Here is a 15459-nt window from a genome sequence, read left to right as displayed (position 1 = left end):
GCTACGTTGTTTGCTGTGTTTTGTGTGAAGTTGTTTTGTGTTATTGTGTTGTTGTTTCCTTCAATGTATAGTGCTCCTCCGGTTGTTTTTGCTTTGTTTTGGTTGAATGTGTTGTTTTTGATTTGTGCGTTGTTTGTTTTTATTAGTGCTGCTCCGGCTAGTTTTTCTGCGGTGTTGTTGTTGATTTTGTTGTTTGTTATTGTTGCTGTGTCTCCGGTTAGGTAGATTGCTCCTGCGCTGTCTCCGGCTGTGGCTGTGTTTATATTGTTGTTTGTTATTTGTGTTTGTTTTCCGTTGGTGTAGATTGCTCCTCCGCTTGTTTTTGAGCTGGTTTTTGTTATGTTGTTGTTTGTGATTGTGTTTTCGTTTCCGTTTATGTTTATGGTTCCTCCGGCTCCTGTGGTTGCTTTGTTTTCGTTGAATGTGTTTTTATTAATGTTTATTTTGTTTGCTGTTATGTATAGTGCTCCTCCGCTTTGTGCGGTGTTGTTGTTGAAGTTGTTTTGTGTTATTTGTCCTGTGTTTGCGTTGTCGTATCGGATTGCTCCTGCGAGGTTGTTTGCTGTGTTTTGTGTGAAGTTGTTTTCGGTTATTGTGTTGTTGTTTCCTTCAATGTATAATGCTCCGCCTGTAACTTTTGCACTGTTTGATTTGAATTCATTATTTTTAATTTCTGTATTGGAGGCTTTAACCTGCAGTGCTCCTGCAAGTTGTCCTGCTGTATTTTCAAGGAATTTGTTGTTTGTTATTGTTGCTGTGTCTCCGGTTAGGTAGATTGCTCCTGCGCTGTCTCCGGCTGTGGCTGTGTTTATATTGTTGTTTGTTATTTGTGTTTGTTTTCCGTTGGTGTAGATTGCTCCTCCGCTTGTTTTTGAGCTGGTTTTTGTTATGTTGTTGTTTGTGATTGTGTTTTCGTTTCCGTTTATGTTTATGGTTCCTCCGGCTCCTGTGGTTGCTTTGTTTTCGTTGAATGTGTTTTTATTAATGTTTATTTTGTTTGCTGTTATGTATAGTGCTCCTCCGCTTTGTGCGGTGTTGTTGTTGAAGTTGTTTTGTGTTATTTGTCCTGTGTTTGCGTTGTCGTATCGGATTGCTCCTGCGAGGTTGTTTGCTGTGTTTTGTGTGAAGTTGTTTTCGGTTATTGTGTTGTTGTTTCCTTCAATGTATAATGCTCCGCCTGTAACTTTTGCACTGTTTGATTTGAATTCATTATTTTTAATTTCTGTATTGGAGGCTTTAACCTGCAGTGCTCCTGCAAGTTGTCCTGCTGTATTTTCAAGGAATTTGTTGTTTGTTATTGTTGCTGTGTCTCCGGTTAGGTAGATTGCTCCTGCGCTGTCTCCGGCTGTGGCTGTGTTTATATTGTTGTTTGTTATTTGTGTTTGTTTTCCGTTGGTGTAGATTGCTCCTCCGCTTGTTTTTGAGCTGGTTTTTGTTATGTTGTTGTTTGTGATTGTGTTTTCGTTTCCGTTTATGTTTATGGTTCCTCCGGCTCCTGTGGTTGCTTTGTTTTCGTTGAATGTGTTTTTATTAATGTTTATTTTGTTTGCTGTTATGTATAGTGCTCCTCCGCTTTGTGCGGTGTTGTTGTTGAAGTTGTTTTGTGTTATTTGTCCTGTGTTTGCGTTGTCGTATCGGATTGCTCCTGCGAGGTTGTTTGCTTGGTTGTTGGTGAAGTTGTTTTCGGTTATTGTGTTGTTGTTTCCTTCGATGTATAGTGCTCCTCCGGTAACGTTTGCACTGTTTGATGTGAATTCGTTGTTTTTGATGTTTGCATTAACGGATTTAACTTCCAGTGCTCCTGCAAGTTGTCCTGCTGTATTTTCAAGGAATTTGTTGCCAAGTATTGTTGTTGTGTCTCCGGTTATATATGCTGCTCCAGCACTTTCTTCTGCATTACAGGAATTTATGATGTTTTCCATTAGTTTGATTGTTTCTCCTTCGATGTATATTGCCCCACCGCTTGTTTTGGAGGTACTCTTTGCAATTTTATTGTTTGAAACCACAGCAAAGTTACCTTTTATGTTTATGGATCCCCCTGCTCCAAGGGTAGCTTTATTTTCATTGAATATGTTTTCAGTAATGTTTATTCCATTGCCTGAAATGTATAGTGCTCCTCCACTTTGGGCTTCATTTTCATCAAAGTTGTTTTTAATAATTTCTCCAGTTGCATATTCACTATCCCATCTTATTGCTCCACCAAGGAGGTTAGCATGATTGCTGGTGAAATTATTGCTTTTTACTGTGATGTTTTCGCCTATCAGATATGCTGCTCCTCCAGATACTGTTGCGGTGTTGTTTTCAAATTCGTTATCTGTTACTGCGCTGTTGTCGGATGATAGTTGTATGGCTCCTCCAAGTTGTCCTGATTTGCAGTTTGTGAATTTGTTTTCACTGACTGTTGCGGATTTGCCTGTGATGTATGCTGCTCCGGCGTTTTCATTTGCATATCCGTTGATGATGCTGTTGTTTACAAATTTAGTGTAATCGCTCTCTATATAGATTGCTCCTCCGCTTGTATTGCAGTCGCTGTCTGTTATGGTGTTTTGGGAGATGATTGCATTGTCTCCTTTTATGTTTAGGGTTCCTCCGGCTCCTGCTGTGGCGGTATGGTTGGTGAATTGATTTTTGTAGAGGGTTATGTCGTTACCGTCGAAGTATATTGCTCCGCCGCTTTGTGCGTAGTTGTTTTCGAATTTGTTTTCGCTGATTTCTCCTGAGGTTGTGTTTCCACCCATCCATCTGATAGCTCCACCAAGGAGATCAGCATGGTTATTGGTGAAATTATTGTTTTTCAATGTGACGTTTTCGCCCATCATATATGCTGCTCCCCCAGAGGTCATTGCAGTGTTGTTTTTAAATTCATTATTTGTTACTGCACTGTTATCTGATGACAACTGCATTGCTCCTCCAACATGACCTGATTTACAGTTTATGAATTTGTTTTCACTGACTGTTGTGAATTCTCCTGTGATATATGCTCCGCCTGCATTTTCATTTGCATATCCGTTAATAATGCTGTTATTTACAAATTCAGTGAAGTTACTTTCGATGTATAGTGCTCCTCCGCTTGTATTGCAGTCGCTGTCTGTTATGGTGTTTTGGGAGATGATTGCATTGTCTCCTTTTATGTTTAGGGTTCCTCCGGCTCCTGCTGTGGCGGTGTGATTGGTGAATATATTTTTGTAAATGGTTATGCTGTTGCCGTCGAAGTATATTGCGCCTCCGCTTTGTGCGTAGTTGTTTTCGAATTTGTTTTCGCTGATTTCTCCGGCGGTTTTGTTTCCGCCCATCCATCTGATAGCTCCACCAAGGAGATCAGCATGATTGTTGGTGAAATTATTGTTTTTCACTGTGATGTTTTCTCCGTCAAAGTATGCCACTCCCCCGGATATATTTGCACTGTTTTTAATGAATTCGTTGTTTGTTACCATGGAATTGTTGGTTCTCAGTTGTATGGATCCTCCAATCATTCCTGCGGTGTTATTAATGAATTTGTTATTATTGATGGTTGTCCCTTCTCCGGTTACGTATGCTCCTCCGGAACTTTCCAAAGCTGTGGCGTTAATTATGTGGTTATTGATTATTGTGGTGAAATTTCCTTCAACGTATATTGCTCCTCCACTGGTGTTGGCGAAGGTATTTGTTATTGTATTGTTTGAAACAATTCCATAGTTTCCTTTAATGTCTATAGCTCCTCCAGCATATTTAAATGCATCGCAGTTGTTGAATGTGTTGTTGACGATGTTTATTCCATGACCTAAAATGTATAGTGCACCTCCACTTTCAGCAGAACTGCTTTCAATTATGTTTCCTATAATGTTTCCCATGGTAGAGTTTCCACCATTCCATCTCATTACTCCACCAAGGGTTTGTGAATAATGGTTTGTGAAGTTATTGTATGATACTGTACAGTTTTCACCGGACATACTTATTGCGCCACCACGGCCACCGTCCGGGTGACCTCCTACATAATTGGAGTCAAATACATTGTTTGTTATGATATTTCCAATACCCATCTCAGCTACAATTGTTCCTTCAATGTCAATTGCTCCACCGTCACGACCGGCTTTATTGCGTGTAAATGTGTTGTTGCTGATTAGAATATTGTGGCCTAATGCAGTGATTCCACCACCAAGTGTCAGATTTGCAATGTTGGCTGTAAATATGTTATTTGTTATTTTCTGGAAGTCTCCTTCAATACGGATTCCTCCCCCGCTTGTTGGAGCATAGTTGTTTTCAAATGTGCTGTCAGTTATTGTACAATGACTTGCCCTTATATAAACGGCACCGCCAATATTACCTGTTGTTGCTTTATTGTCTATAAATGTACAATTTTGCAGAGTAAGATAGTCTGTACCAGGCTCTCCACGAATTGCTCCTCCGGCAGTTCTCTCACCGTTAATAAAAATTAGATTTTTAATCACGACATTGGTGATATTTTCTTTGATTTGGAGTATTCCTGAACCGTTTCCGTCAAAGGTATATCCTTTACCGTCAATGGTTATGCTTTTATCGATTACAACTCCTCTGGCATATTTCGCATTGTTTGAATAATTTCCATCTATTTCAATTACGTCTCCCTCTTGAGAATTTTGAATTTGCTTTTGCAGTTCATCAAAACTTTTATACTCGACCGTCATGTCGTTTGTTCCGGTTACATTAATATTTTGTGAGGTGTCTTCTGCTGAAACCACACTGACTGATATAAAAAACAGAATCAATATTAATGAAATCAATTTCATATTTAACTTCACATTTCCACCTTGAATTTATTATTAATTAAATAATATATATGGTGAAAATTATTTATTAACTATTACTATTTGATTTTGCAACGTTTTTTGATGTTTTGAAAAATGTTGAACATTTAATTTTATTATAAAAAAAGAAAAGAAAATAACTGTATTAAAACAGTTATTTGATTTTTACAGTTCCGGTTTTGCTTAAACTATTGTAGTATGTGTCTCCGGCAAATTTAACGGTGTATTTGTAGGTTCCTTTTTTGGTCAGTTTAACATTGATTGTTACTTGGCCTTTGGAGTTGGTTGTTGCTTTGTATGTTTTTTTGTTGACTGTTAATGTGATTTTTTTATTGCCAAGTGCTTTGTTGTTTACTGATTTGAGTGTTATTGTTATTTTTTTGGTTTTTGCGGATTTTTTGAAAGTGTTTGTAGGGGTTGTTAGTTTAACTTTGGTTTTTTCCCATCTTTCAGTGTTGGTCTTTTTAGGTGAGTATGTGTTTCCTGAAAGTTTTTTAAGTTCTCCGCTGCCGTAAATTGCAAATCCTACTTTTGCTGTATTTCCGGTGAATTTATTTTTAGTGATAATACCATCATTTCCGCTAAATCTCACTGCTCCGCCAACACTTTGGGCTCCTGCCTTATTTTTTGTGAAAGTGTTTGAGTCCAAAGTTATTTTTGCACCTTCAATATATGCCGCTCCACCGGATGATTTTGCAACATTTTCTGAAAATTCATTATTTTTAATGTTTGCGCTGCTGGATTTGATTTGCACAGCTCCTCCAAGTTTTTCTGCAGTGTTGGATATGAATTTGTTGTTAGTGACTGTTGCTGATGCGCCGGTAATGTATGCTGCTCCTCCGCTGCTTGCTGCACTGCAATGATTTATATTGTTATTCATTATTTTAGCGGATTTTCCGGCAACATATATTGCACCGCCACTTGCTTTGGTGCTGCTTTTTGTTATTTCGTTGTATGAGATTGTTGAGTAGTCTCCATTGACATTTATAGCTCCTCCGGCTCCAACAGTAGCTTTACTGTCCTTGATTGTATTTTTAGAAATGGTGATTCCTGAACCGGTTATGTATATTGTCCCTCCGCTTTGGGTATCATGGCCTTCAAAGAGGTTTCCAATAATTTTGCCGGAATTTGAATTTGCACCGGTCCATCTTATTGCTCCTCCAAGCATGTCCGCATGGTTGTTGGTGAAGTTATTATAAGATATTTCGCAATTTTGGCCCATAAGACTTATTGCTCCACCATATGCTTCTTTTTTTGTGCTTGAAACTCTGTTTGAGTTAAATACATTGTATGAAATAACATTTCCAATACCTAATTCCTCTACTTTAGTTCCTTCAATATCAATTGCTCCGCCGTCACGGCCGGCAAAATTTTCGCTAAATATGTTGTTTGTAATCTTATTGTTGTGGCCTAATATGTTTATGGCACCGCCCAAACTTTTTTCAGCTTTATTTGCAGTGAAAATGTTATTTGAGACTATGTTTCCATCCCCTTCAATACGGATTGCTCCTCCGCTACTTGGTGCAAAATTGTTTTCAAAGGTGCTATTGAGTATTGTACAATAGCTTGCTTTTATGTAAACTGCACCACCGACATTACTTGTCGTTGCTTTGTTGTTTATAAATGTACAATTTTCAACAGTAAGGTAATCTGCACCGGGATCCACTAACAGTGCACCACCGCAACCTTTCACTCCATTTACAAATTTAATGTTTTTAATCACTACATTGGTAAGTCCTGTTTTGACAAATAATATTGCCGCTTTGTTGTCTCCATCAAGGGTATGGCCTTTGCCGTCAAGAGTTAAACTTTTGTCAATTTGGTTTCCCCATTCCGCTTGTCTTGTAGTGTTTTCTGTAAATATGTAGTCGCTGTCCAGTTCAATTGTGTCCCCTTCTTTAGCATTCCAGATTAATCGTTGAAATTCATTAAAATCTTTAGGACTGTTTGCATCTGCCTCATTGGCAGTATTTATGTCTTCATCAATATTTCCTTGGGCATCATCACCAATAATTTCATCAGTTTGTGTTGCATCATCTGCAGAAACTGCACTGACGGTTATGAAAAATAGGATTAATATTAATGGAATTAATTTTAAATTAATCTTCATTTTATTTCCCACCAAAAAATTATTATTTAATGTTTATTTTGTGATAAATGATATTTATACATTTTTTTTTGATTTTAGTTTGAATGTGTTTTCATTGCATCTGTTTTGGAAGTGTTTTTATAATTTCAGTTGTTCTGTATTGTTGGAATTTTTAAAAGTAAAATTTATATTCTTTATAAATGAAATCTATATTTAATGTTTTTCACGGTTTTTGCTGTGTTGGCAAAATTACAATAATCGCTGAAAAAATTAATTACGGATGATATTTATGAATATTCATGAAAATAAAGAACTAATCGGAAAAATCCTATTTATAATAAGTATTGGATTTTTGATTTATATGCTGGTAACGCCTATAAATCATTTTTTCACACATGTTGACGAATATTTCACGCTTTCGGCTATTAAATTTCCATTTATGGATATGATTACCATTTTGGCTAATGATTGTCACCCTCCACTGCATTATATCATGGCTAAATTATGGGTTAATCTATTTTCAGTTCTGGGAATTGGATCTGAACTTTTTGTTCTAAAGACTCTTTCAATACTATCATATGCGCTATGTCTGGTTGTTTCATTTTTTAAAATTAGAAAGGAACACGGATGGTTGGCTGCAGGGTTATTTTCTTTATCATTAATGTTAATGAGTGAATTTTTTGCTTGGTTTTTGACCGGAAGAATGTACGGTTGGGCAATTTTATTCCTGGCATTGACATTTGTATATTATATGGATGTTATACGCAATTTTGATAAAAAATCACTTGCTCTTTTTACAGTATTTTCAGTTGCAAGTATTGCCACCCATTATTTCGCCCTTCTGTCAGTAGCGTGCATGTATCTATTTGTTTTCATTTATATGATTAGATATGATAAGTTAGATAAAATAAAGTATTTCATACTTTCTGCAGTTGGTGCAGTTATTTTATATTCTCCGTGGATTCCATATTTATATTATCAGCTGTTCGGTGTTAAAAACGCTTTTTCAATTTCCGCATTGACTTTGGATACTGTGATTTCCGCTTTTTCACTCTTTGCTTATTCAAATTTGATTCCTGGAATAGTATTTTGTATCATTTTAATTGCTTTAATGGCACTATTTATCCTGGATTCAAAAGATTGGGATGAGTTGACCCGTTTTTATATTTTAACCGGACTTGCCGTTTATATCGGAACAATAATTATTGCCGTTGGCATATCTCTTGTATATAAACCAATTTTACGTATAAGATATCTATTGCCGGCAGCTGCAGTCATGTGGTTGGCACTGTCAATATGTTTAACAAAGATTAAGGATAAAAAAAGATTTTACATCTCAACTGCTTTAATAGTTTTCTTACTTTTAAGTGGAGCTGTTAACGTTTTAGACACTAATAAAACTTTCTATGATGATGGAATTGTGCAACAGGAGCTTTTTGATCAATTATCACAGGATAATGCAGTTGTTATTGTTCGTCCTTCAGTATTTTGTTTAGTATTTGCCAATCAAACAGACATGTATGCTCATCATATAGATGATTGGCGTGGTGTAAGTACGGATAAGGTTCATCAATACTTTGATTTCAAAGATATAGAACGTGAGGATATTCCTACTTTCATTAAAAATAATACTGATAAAGAAATTTATCTGATAGATTGGAAAGAACCGGATTATGATGGTATTGCCACCATGTCTGTTTTCAACTACTATACTCTTGATTTCTCAAAGGTACTTAATTTCAATTCAACAGTCGCTATTGGCAATAACGGCACTTCAAAAGTTTCAATACCTGATGGATTTAAGGTTACCAAATCTTCAGAAAATAGTGTGACAGTCACTGATGGTAAGAATAACTATACTATCACGGAAGTGAATGACACAATGGATTCCGTATTTAATGACTACCATCAAAAACATAAGGACCATAAGGTAACTGAAAAGTCATTTGATGTGGGTAATGTCACTGTTAAAGCTTTAGTATTGGAAGTTGATGGAAAATATATCCATACCAATTATTTCTATGAGAAAAATGGAAAGCTTTATCAGATATATCCTCAAGGGGATGAGAGTGAGAATCTATTAAAAGGATTTGTAAGTTCAACATCATAATTGTGTTTTGGACTCATTTATTTATATGCGACAATTAATTGCATCCTAAATAATGAATGTGTCCAATAAACACTTTTTTTCTATTTTTTCGTTGTAAATTTAATTATTTTAAATATTATTCTTTAAAATTAGTTCATTTTTTTGAAATAAGTTTTCTGAGTTAATTTTATGGGTAATTAACGAGTGTTGGGATTTAAAATTAAAATATAAATAGCACCTATATTCATATAATAATATAAGTCCTGGTGGAAACATGAAATTTTATTTAAAATTAATTTTATTGCTATTATTCCTGTTTTTTATATCAATTGCTACTGTTTCTGCTGAAAATACAAGTCAAATAGATGATGGTGGCAAAAATATTATAGAAAGCGACCCTATATCTCAACCTAAAGGATTTTATGATTTGCAGCAGCAAATCAGGAACTGCACTCCCGGAGATACAATTGAATTGGATGATGATTATGCATTTGACTCTATTCGTCCTAATGGAATTGCAGTTGACAGGACTTTGACTTTAGATGGCAAAGGACACACCATTGATGCAAACAATTCATCAGTCTTTTACATCAAAAAAGGAATTACTCATGTAACTTTTAAAAATACAATATTTATCAACGCTGAAAAAAGCTGTGGAGGAGCAATCTTTGCAGATAATGGGTCGGATTATCTTACTATAACAAACTGCACATTCATTAATAATCGGGCAACGACCAGTAATGTTGGAGGAGCCGTGTATATAAAAGCCAGTTACTGCACAGTAACAGATAATTATTTTGAAAATAATTCTGCAAGAACTAGTGGAGGGGCAATGCGCATTGAAGGAAACGACCAAATAATATCAAATAACATTTTCATTGCAAATAAAGCAGTGGGAATCCTTGGCGGTGCAATAAATGCTTTAGGCCACAACATTCTGATTTTCAACAATACTTTTAAAGGAAATGTTGCCGGCCGTGACGGCGGTGCGATTGACATTGAAGGAACAGTCGTAGCCGAACATGGTACAGGATCAGTTATAACAAATAATGTATTCGACTCCAATAGGGTATCGGGTAATATAGAGGGCTCTCACGGTGGAGCGATAAGTATCGCAGGTCAAAACTGTACAATATCAAACAATAACTTCACGAATAATCATGCAGATGTCTTAGGGGGAGCTATTAGGTGGAACGGTGTGGTTTCAAATTCGGGCATAATTACTCAGAACAGGTTTGAAGGAAATGATGCCAGAAGCGGGGGAGCAATATACGATAACGGTTCAGGTTTGATTATTTCTAAAAATATCTTCATTGATAATCATGCCGTTGGGGGTGCTGGAGGAACCTTGGATATTAAGGGTTCAAATTCCCTGATTTCAGATAATTATATTACAAAAAGCAGCACCACAACAAGTGGAGGGGCAATTTACATCGACGGCAAATCTAATACTCTAATTAATAACTTCATCAGTATGTGCTATGCGGCCGAATGCAGTGGAGCACTTTATCTGCGTGGAGATTCAGCAACTATTATTAACAACAAATTCCTTAACAATGCTGCAGAAAGCATCGCAGGTGCAACCCTAATAAAATCCAGCAATGCAATCATTAAAAATAATGAGTTTTCAGGAAATGTTGCAAAATCATCTGGAGGAGCGGCATACATTGAAGGTTCAAAAATAACTTTAGACTCAAATACATTCACCAAAAATCAGGCAGGGGTCCAAAATGTTGGTGGGGCAGTAAGATTTAAAGGAAATGATGGTATTATAACTAAAAATAAATTTATTGCAAATACAGCAAAACTGGGTTTTGCAATTTACGGTAGTGGAGAATTTAAAAAACTTTCAGGAAACACCTACTCACCCAAAAAAGCCAGTGCTGAAAAATGGGAAAAAACTAATGTTAAATTATCTTCTCCTGCAAAAACATTCAAGAAATCCGCAAAAACCAAAAAAATAACAATAACGCTCAAATCAGCAAACAACAAAGCACTTGGAAAGAAAAAGGTCATATTAACAGTCAACAAAAAAACATACAAAGCAACCACCAATTCCAAAGGTCAAGTAACAATTAATGTTAAACTGACTAAAAAAGGAACCTACAAATATGCTGTTAAATTTGCTGGAGACACATACTACAATAGTTTAAGCAAAAAAGGAACAATAAAAATCAGATAACTGCTTAAACACTAATTTCATTTTTTATTGCAAAAACTGCACGATATATAATTAAAATAAAATTCCGTAGTGTCGGATTTGTAAAAATCGTGTAAGTTTTTGAAAGATTCAAGTTAAACATATAAATATTATTCAATTTAAATAAATTATATAAAATGAATTTATGGAGCATTAATGCATGGTATCTGAAAAGGGTTTTAAATTTTCAATAATAATGGCAATTTATGACTGTGAAAATTACTTGAATCAAGCTATTGACTCTGTTATTAATCAGTGTTTTGATTTTAAGGATAATGTCCAATTGATTTTGGTGGATGATGAAAGTACGGATTCATCAAAGGAAATAGCATTAAAATATCAAAAAGAATATCCTGAAAATATAAGTGTATTGTCACAGGAGCATTCTGGTGTTGCATGCGCCAGAAATCTTGGTTTAAAGCATGCTTGCGGAGATTATATTAACTTTTTAGATGCTGATGATTATATTTCTGAAAACACATTAGTAGAAGTTAATGCCTTTTTCAGTCAAAATGACTGTGAAGTTGCAGCCATTCCAATCAACTATTTTGAAAGGCAAAACAAACCCGACCAGTTCAATTATAAATTTGAAAAAACACAGATTATTGATTTGATTTCAAATCCGAACAACCCTCAATTTTCCATATCTTCAGTATTTATCAAAGCTGATGCCAGCCCTAATGAGTTTAACACTGAATTAATCTGCTCAGAAGATATCTTATTTTTATACTCAATTTTAGTTAAAAATCCTCAATTGGGTGTTTTATCTGCTCCAACATATTATTATAGAAAAAGATATAATTTGTCTGCCATTTCAGATTCCATTCAATTTAAAAAAGAATATTATATGCACAGATTAAGGAATTTCCATTTAAAATTAATAGAAATTTCAAAAAATGATTCTGAAGTTCCAAAATTCATCCAATATTTGTTAATTTATGATTTGGAAAAAATCATCACTCAGGAAGACTATTTCATGTGTGACAGTGAAGCTGAAAAGGAAGAGTTGATTTCACTTTTAAAAGGAATAATGTCATACATTGAACCTGAAGTCATTAAAAATGCCAATATGGATGATTCTTTAAGATATTTCTTCTACAATTTGGCATATGATGATTTGGAAGTTGATTTTGATAATTTCAACTCAGTAGTAATGCACAATGGTGTGGATATAGATAATCTGTATGCCCCTGAACTGATTTTTAGAAAATTTGATTTTATTGATGGAACTCTAAAAATCAAGGGATTTTTAAATAACTATTTGGATGATGAGGTATTTTCCATCGAGTCCATTACTGAATTTTTCAATGGAAAAAGTGAAAGGAATTTGGCACAATTCATTCCAGATCCGTCATTTCGTGAACTTAAACATTCTTCAATTTATCAGAAGTTAAAGTATTTTACTTTAGACATCCCTTTCAATAAGAATATCTCTAAAATCAGCTTTAAGGTGGTCTATCATAAAAATGGAGATATAACTAATTATAGGGATGAAGATTTGATTGTGTTCAATCCTAAAATAGAATTGAAAAGTGAAATACCTGTTTTAAAAGACGGATTGAAAAAATGGGATTTTGAGGATTCACAAATTGTTTGCAAAAACACCCATGATTTCAAATTTGCGGTTGTCATGGCAATATATAATACCGAGGATTATCTGGACCAGTCAATTGGTTCTGTAATCAATCAGACATTAGGTTTTAAGGATAATATTCAGCTGATTTTAGTCAATGACGGAAGTGAGGATTCCTCAGAGGAAATCTGTTTAAGATATCAGGAAGAATATCCTGACAATATAACTGTTATCACTCAGGAAAATGCCGGTCAGGCTCATGCCAGAAACAACGGTTTTGAGATGGTGCGTGCAAAATACACCAACTTTTTGGATTCCGATGATTACCTGGAAGAAAATGCTCTTAAAGAGGCATATGAATTCTTTGAAAAGCATTATGATGAAACTGATATTGTTTCCATGCCGATTATCTTTTTTGAAAAGGAATCCGGAGACCATATGCTCAACAACAAATATTCTTCATCTAGAATCATTGATTTGACAAAAGACCCTAACAATCCTCAGTTGCATTCAAACTCAGCATTCTTCAAGACAGATGTCTTTGCAAGGTTCAAGTTTGCAACAAATGTGGTTTCATCCGAAGACGTTATTGTAATTAACAAAATTTTAATGGAAAAGAAGACATTGGGAGTCATCGATACATCTAAATACTTCTACCGTAAAAGGTTTGATGAATCCTCAACATTGGACATCGTCACTACTAAAAAGGAATTCTTTACAGATAAACTCAGGGATTACTACTTGCATTTATTTAATTATGCTCTATCAAAGGATGGAGAAATTCCTGACTTTTTAAAATACACTTTAGCATATGATTTGCAGTGGGTATTAAAAGAAGATTTGACTATTTTAAACAATCAGGAGAGAAAGGAGTTCTGGCATTGTTTATGGCAGGTCATTGACTACATTGATGAGGAGATGATTTTAAACAACAGGTTCATCAGAAATGAATTTACAATGAGGTTCTTTTTGTCTCTTAAAAGAAATGACTTGCATGCCGAATATCGTGACAATAATGTGCTTCTTGAAATTGGAGACCACAGATGCGGAAATCTTGCAAGCCACAACATATGGCTGGACATTGTAGAACTTCGCGATGGATTTTTAAACCTTTCAGGATTTTTAAACAGTTTCTTTGATGTTAAAAACATTTCCATTGAAGGGGTTAAGTATTATGATACTGTGGCTTTTGACAAGTTCCGTGCAAAACCTGTCAGATATACCAGCAGACCACACATGACCTATCTGTCTGTACCGTTCCAGTTTAAAAACACTTTTGATTTGAAGATTCCTTTAAATGAACATGAAAAATGCAAAATCAAACTGCAAATCAATTACCACAAGGACGGGGACAATGAGAACTTTGCCCATGGCAATGTCATATCAGTTAATCCGGGTCTTGCATTCACCGACCATGTAAAAATGTCAAAATTAAGTAACTACAAGGCTGACGAATCTTATATTCTCTACACTGAACACAATGACTTTTTCATTCAGCCAAACACTAAAAAGGATTTAATAAGTTTTGAAGAGAAAAACATTGAAAAACTTGTCAGGGAAAGTGAAAACAAAAAAGGTAAGGATTTGGAAATCTACAATGAAATCATTGAACTTAGAACAAATTACCTGAAAGATTTGTCTAAAAGAAGATTGTTCTCCAGAAATAAAGAAATCTATCTCTTCCAGGACCGTATTGATTCAGCAGATGACAATGCATATCATCTGTTCAAATACGCCGCTAAAATCAAGGATAATGTTAAAAAGTATTTTGTAGTGTCACATGATGCAAAGCAATTTGAGGAACTCTCAAAAATAGGCAATGTCATTGAAGCAGGTTCATTTGAACACAAATCACTGATATTGAAAGCAGATAAGATTATCACAACTCACCCCTATGATACTCAGATAAATCCATTTTTTGACGGGGACAATGATGAGAGAAAACTGATTTCCGGTTTGCTTGATTATAAGATTTACTGGCTGCAGCACGGTGTAACCAAGGATAACATTTCAGATTGGATGAGAAAATATGATAAAAACTTGTCATTAATCGTTACAGTCTGTGAAGCAGAATCGGAATCATTTTATGAGGAAGGTTACGGTTTTGATCCGCAAATCGTTCAGAATTTAGGATTCCCAAGGTTCGACAATTTAAAGAAAAATGACAACAAGCAGATACTGATTATTCCGACCTGGAGAAAAACAATTACTGGAAACAGGCACATTTTCCTAAATTCGCCATACTATGAAAACTTAAGTTCATTCTTATACAGTCCGAAATTGTTGGACATGGTCAATAAAGGTTATAAGATTGTATTCAGACCTCATCCTGAACTGTTTAAAAACATTGCCAATACGGATGAAAAATTCATTGATCTGTTTGACATTCCGGATGAAATCTATTTGTCAAGAGATGAATCCTATCAGGAACTGCTAAACAACTCTTCAGTATTGGTAACTGACTTTTCATCAGTATTTTTCGATTTCGCATACCTTAAAAAACCGGTCATTTATTTCCATCCTGAAAATGACCATTATCACTATGAAGGAAGCTATTTTGACTATGAAACAATGGCATTCGGAAAAGAATTGGGAACCACTGATGAAGTTTTGGAAAAACTTGAAGAATATATTGAAAATGGCTGTGAGATGGAAGATGAATATAAGAAAAGAGTGGACGATTTCTTCACATACACAGACCAAAACAACTGTAAAAGAGTATATGAATGGATTTTAGAGCATTAA

General features: G+C 35.1%; 5 protein-coding genes. 3 read left to right on the top strand and 2 right to left on the bottom strand.

From position 1 onward, the window contains the following. Together Q0W04_RS07585 and Q0W04_RS07580 are read right to left on the bottom strand one after the other, a co-directional pair. Window positions 1-4757, bottom strand: a 4757-nt coding sequence (locus tag Q0W04_RS07585; RefSeq protein WP_298501585.1) for a right-handed parallel beta-helix repeat-containing protein, incomplete at its 3' end; no start/stop codon positions are given. Between the two features lie 160 nt (window positions 4758-4917). Continuing rightward, window positions 4918-6873, bottom strand: coding sequence for a right-handed parallel beta-helix repeat-containing protein (locus Q0W04_RS07580; RefSeq protein WP_298501583.1), 1956 nt, complete (start codon window positions 6871-6873; stop codon window positions 4918-4920). 268 nt (window positions 6874-7141) lie between these two features. Here Q0W04_RS07580 and Q0W04_RS07575 point away from each other — a divergent pair, with 268 nt between their 5' ends. The 3 genes from Q0W04_RS07575 to Q0W04_RS07565 all read left to right on the top strand — a co-directional run bounded on the left by Q0W04_RS07575 (window position 7142) and on the right by Q0W04_RS07565 (window position 15459). Then, entirely contained in the window at window positions 7142-8962 is a 1821-nt protein-coding gene (locus Q0W04_RS07575; RefSeq protein ID WP_298501581.1) for a hypothetical protein, read from the top strand. 253 nt (window positions 8963-9215) lie between these two features. Continuing rightward, complete coding sequence (locus Q0W04_RS07570) at window positions 9216-11123, top strand: right-handed parallel beta-helix repeat-containing protein (RefSeq protein ID WP_298501580.1); 1908 nt, start codon at window positions 9216-9218, stop codon at window positions 11121-11123. A gap of 178 nt (window positions 11124-11301) precedes the next feature. Further along, window positions 11302-15459: a glycosyltransferase gene (locus Q0W04_RS07565; RefSeq protein WP_298501578.1), complete on the top strand. Its 4158-nt coding sequence runs from the start codon at window positions 11302-11304 to the stop codon at window positions 15457-15459.

The organism is uncultured Methanobrevibacter sp., assembly GCF_947170395.1.
Classification (GTDB): domain Archaea; phylum Methanobacteriota; class Methanobacteria; order Methanobacteriales; family Methanobacteriaceae; genus Methanocatella.
The sequence above is the reverse complement of the archived record's forward strand: the minus strand, read 5'-3'. Positions and strand labels throughout refer to the sequence as shown.

Coding starts and splice junctions, on each gene's coding strand:
- Q0W04_RS07580 (WP_298501583.1), bottom strand. CDS start 6,873: ATGAAGATTAATTTAAAATTAATTCCATTAATATTAATCCTATTTTTC.
- Q0W04_RS07575 (WP_298501581.1), top strand. CDS start 7,142: ATGAATATTCATGAAAATAAAGAACTAATCGGAAAAATCCTATTTATA.
- Q0W04_RS07570 (WP_298501580.1), top strand. CDS start 9,216: ATGAAATTTTATTTAAAATTAATTTTATTGCTATTATTCCTGTTTTTT.
- Q0W04_RS07565 (WP_298501578.1), top strand. CDS start 11,302: ATGGTATCTGAAAAGGGTTTTAAATTTTCAATAATAATGGCAATTTAT.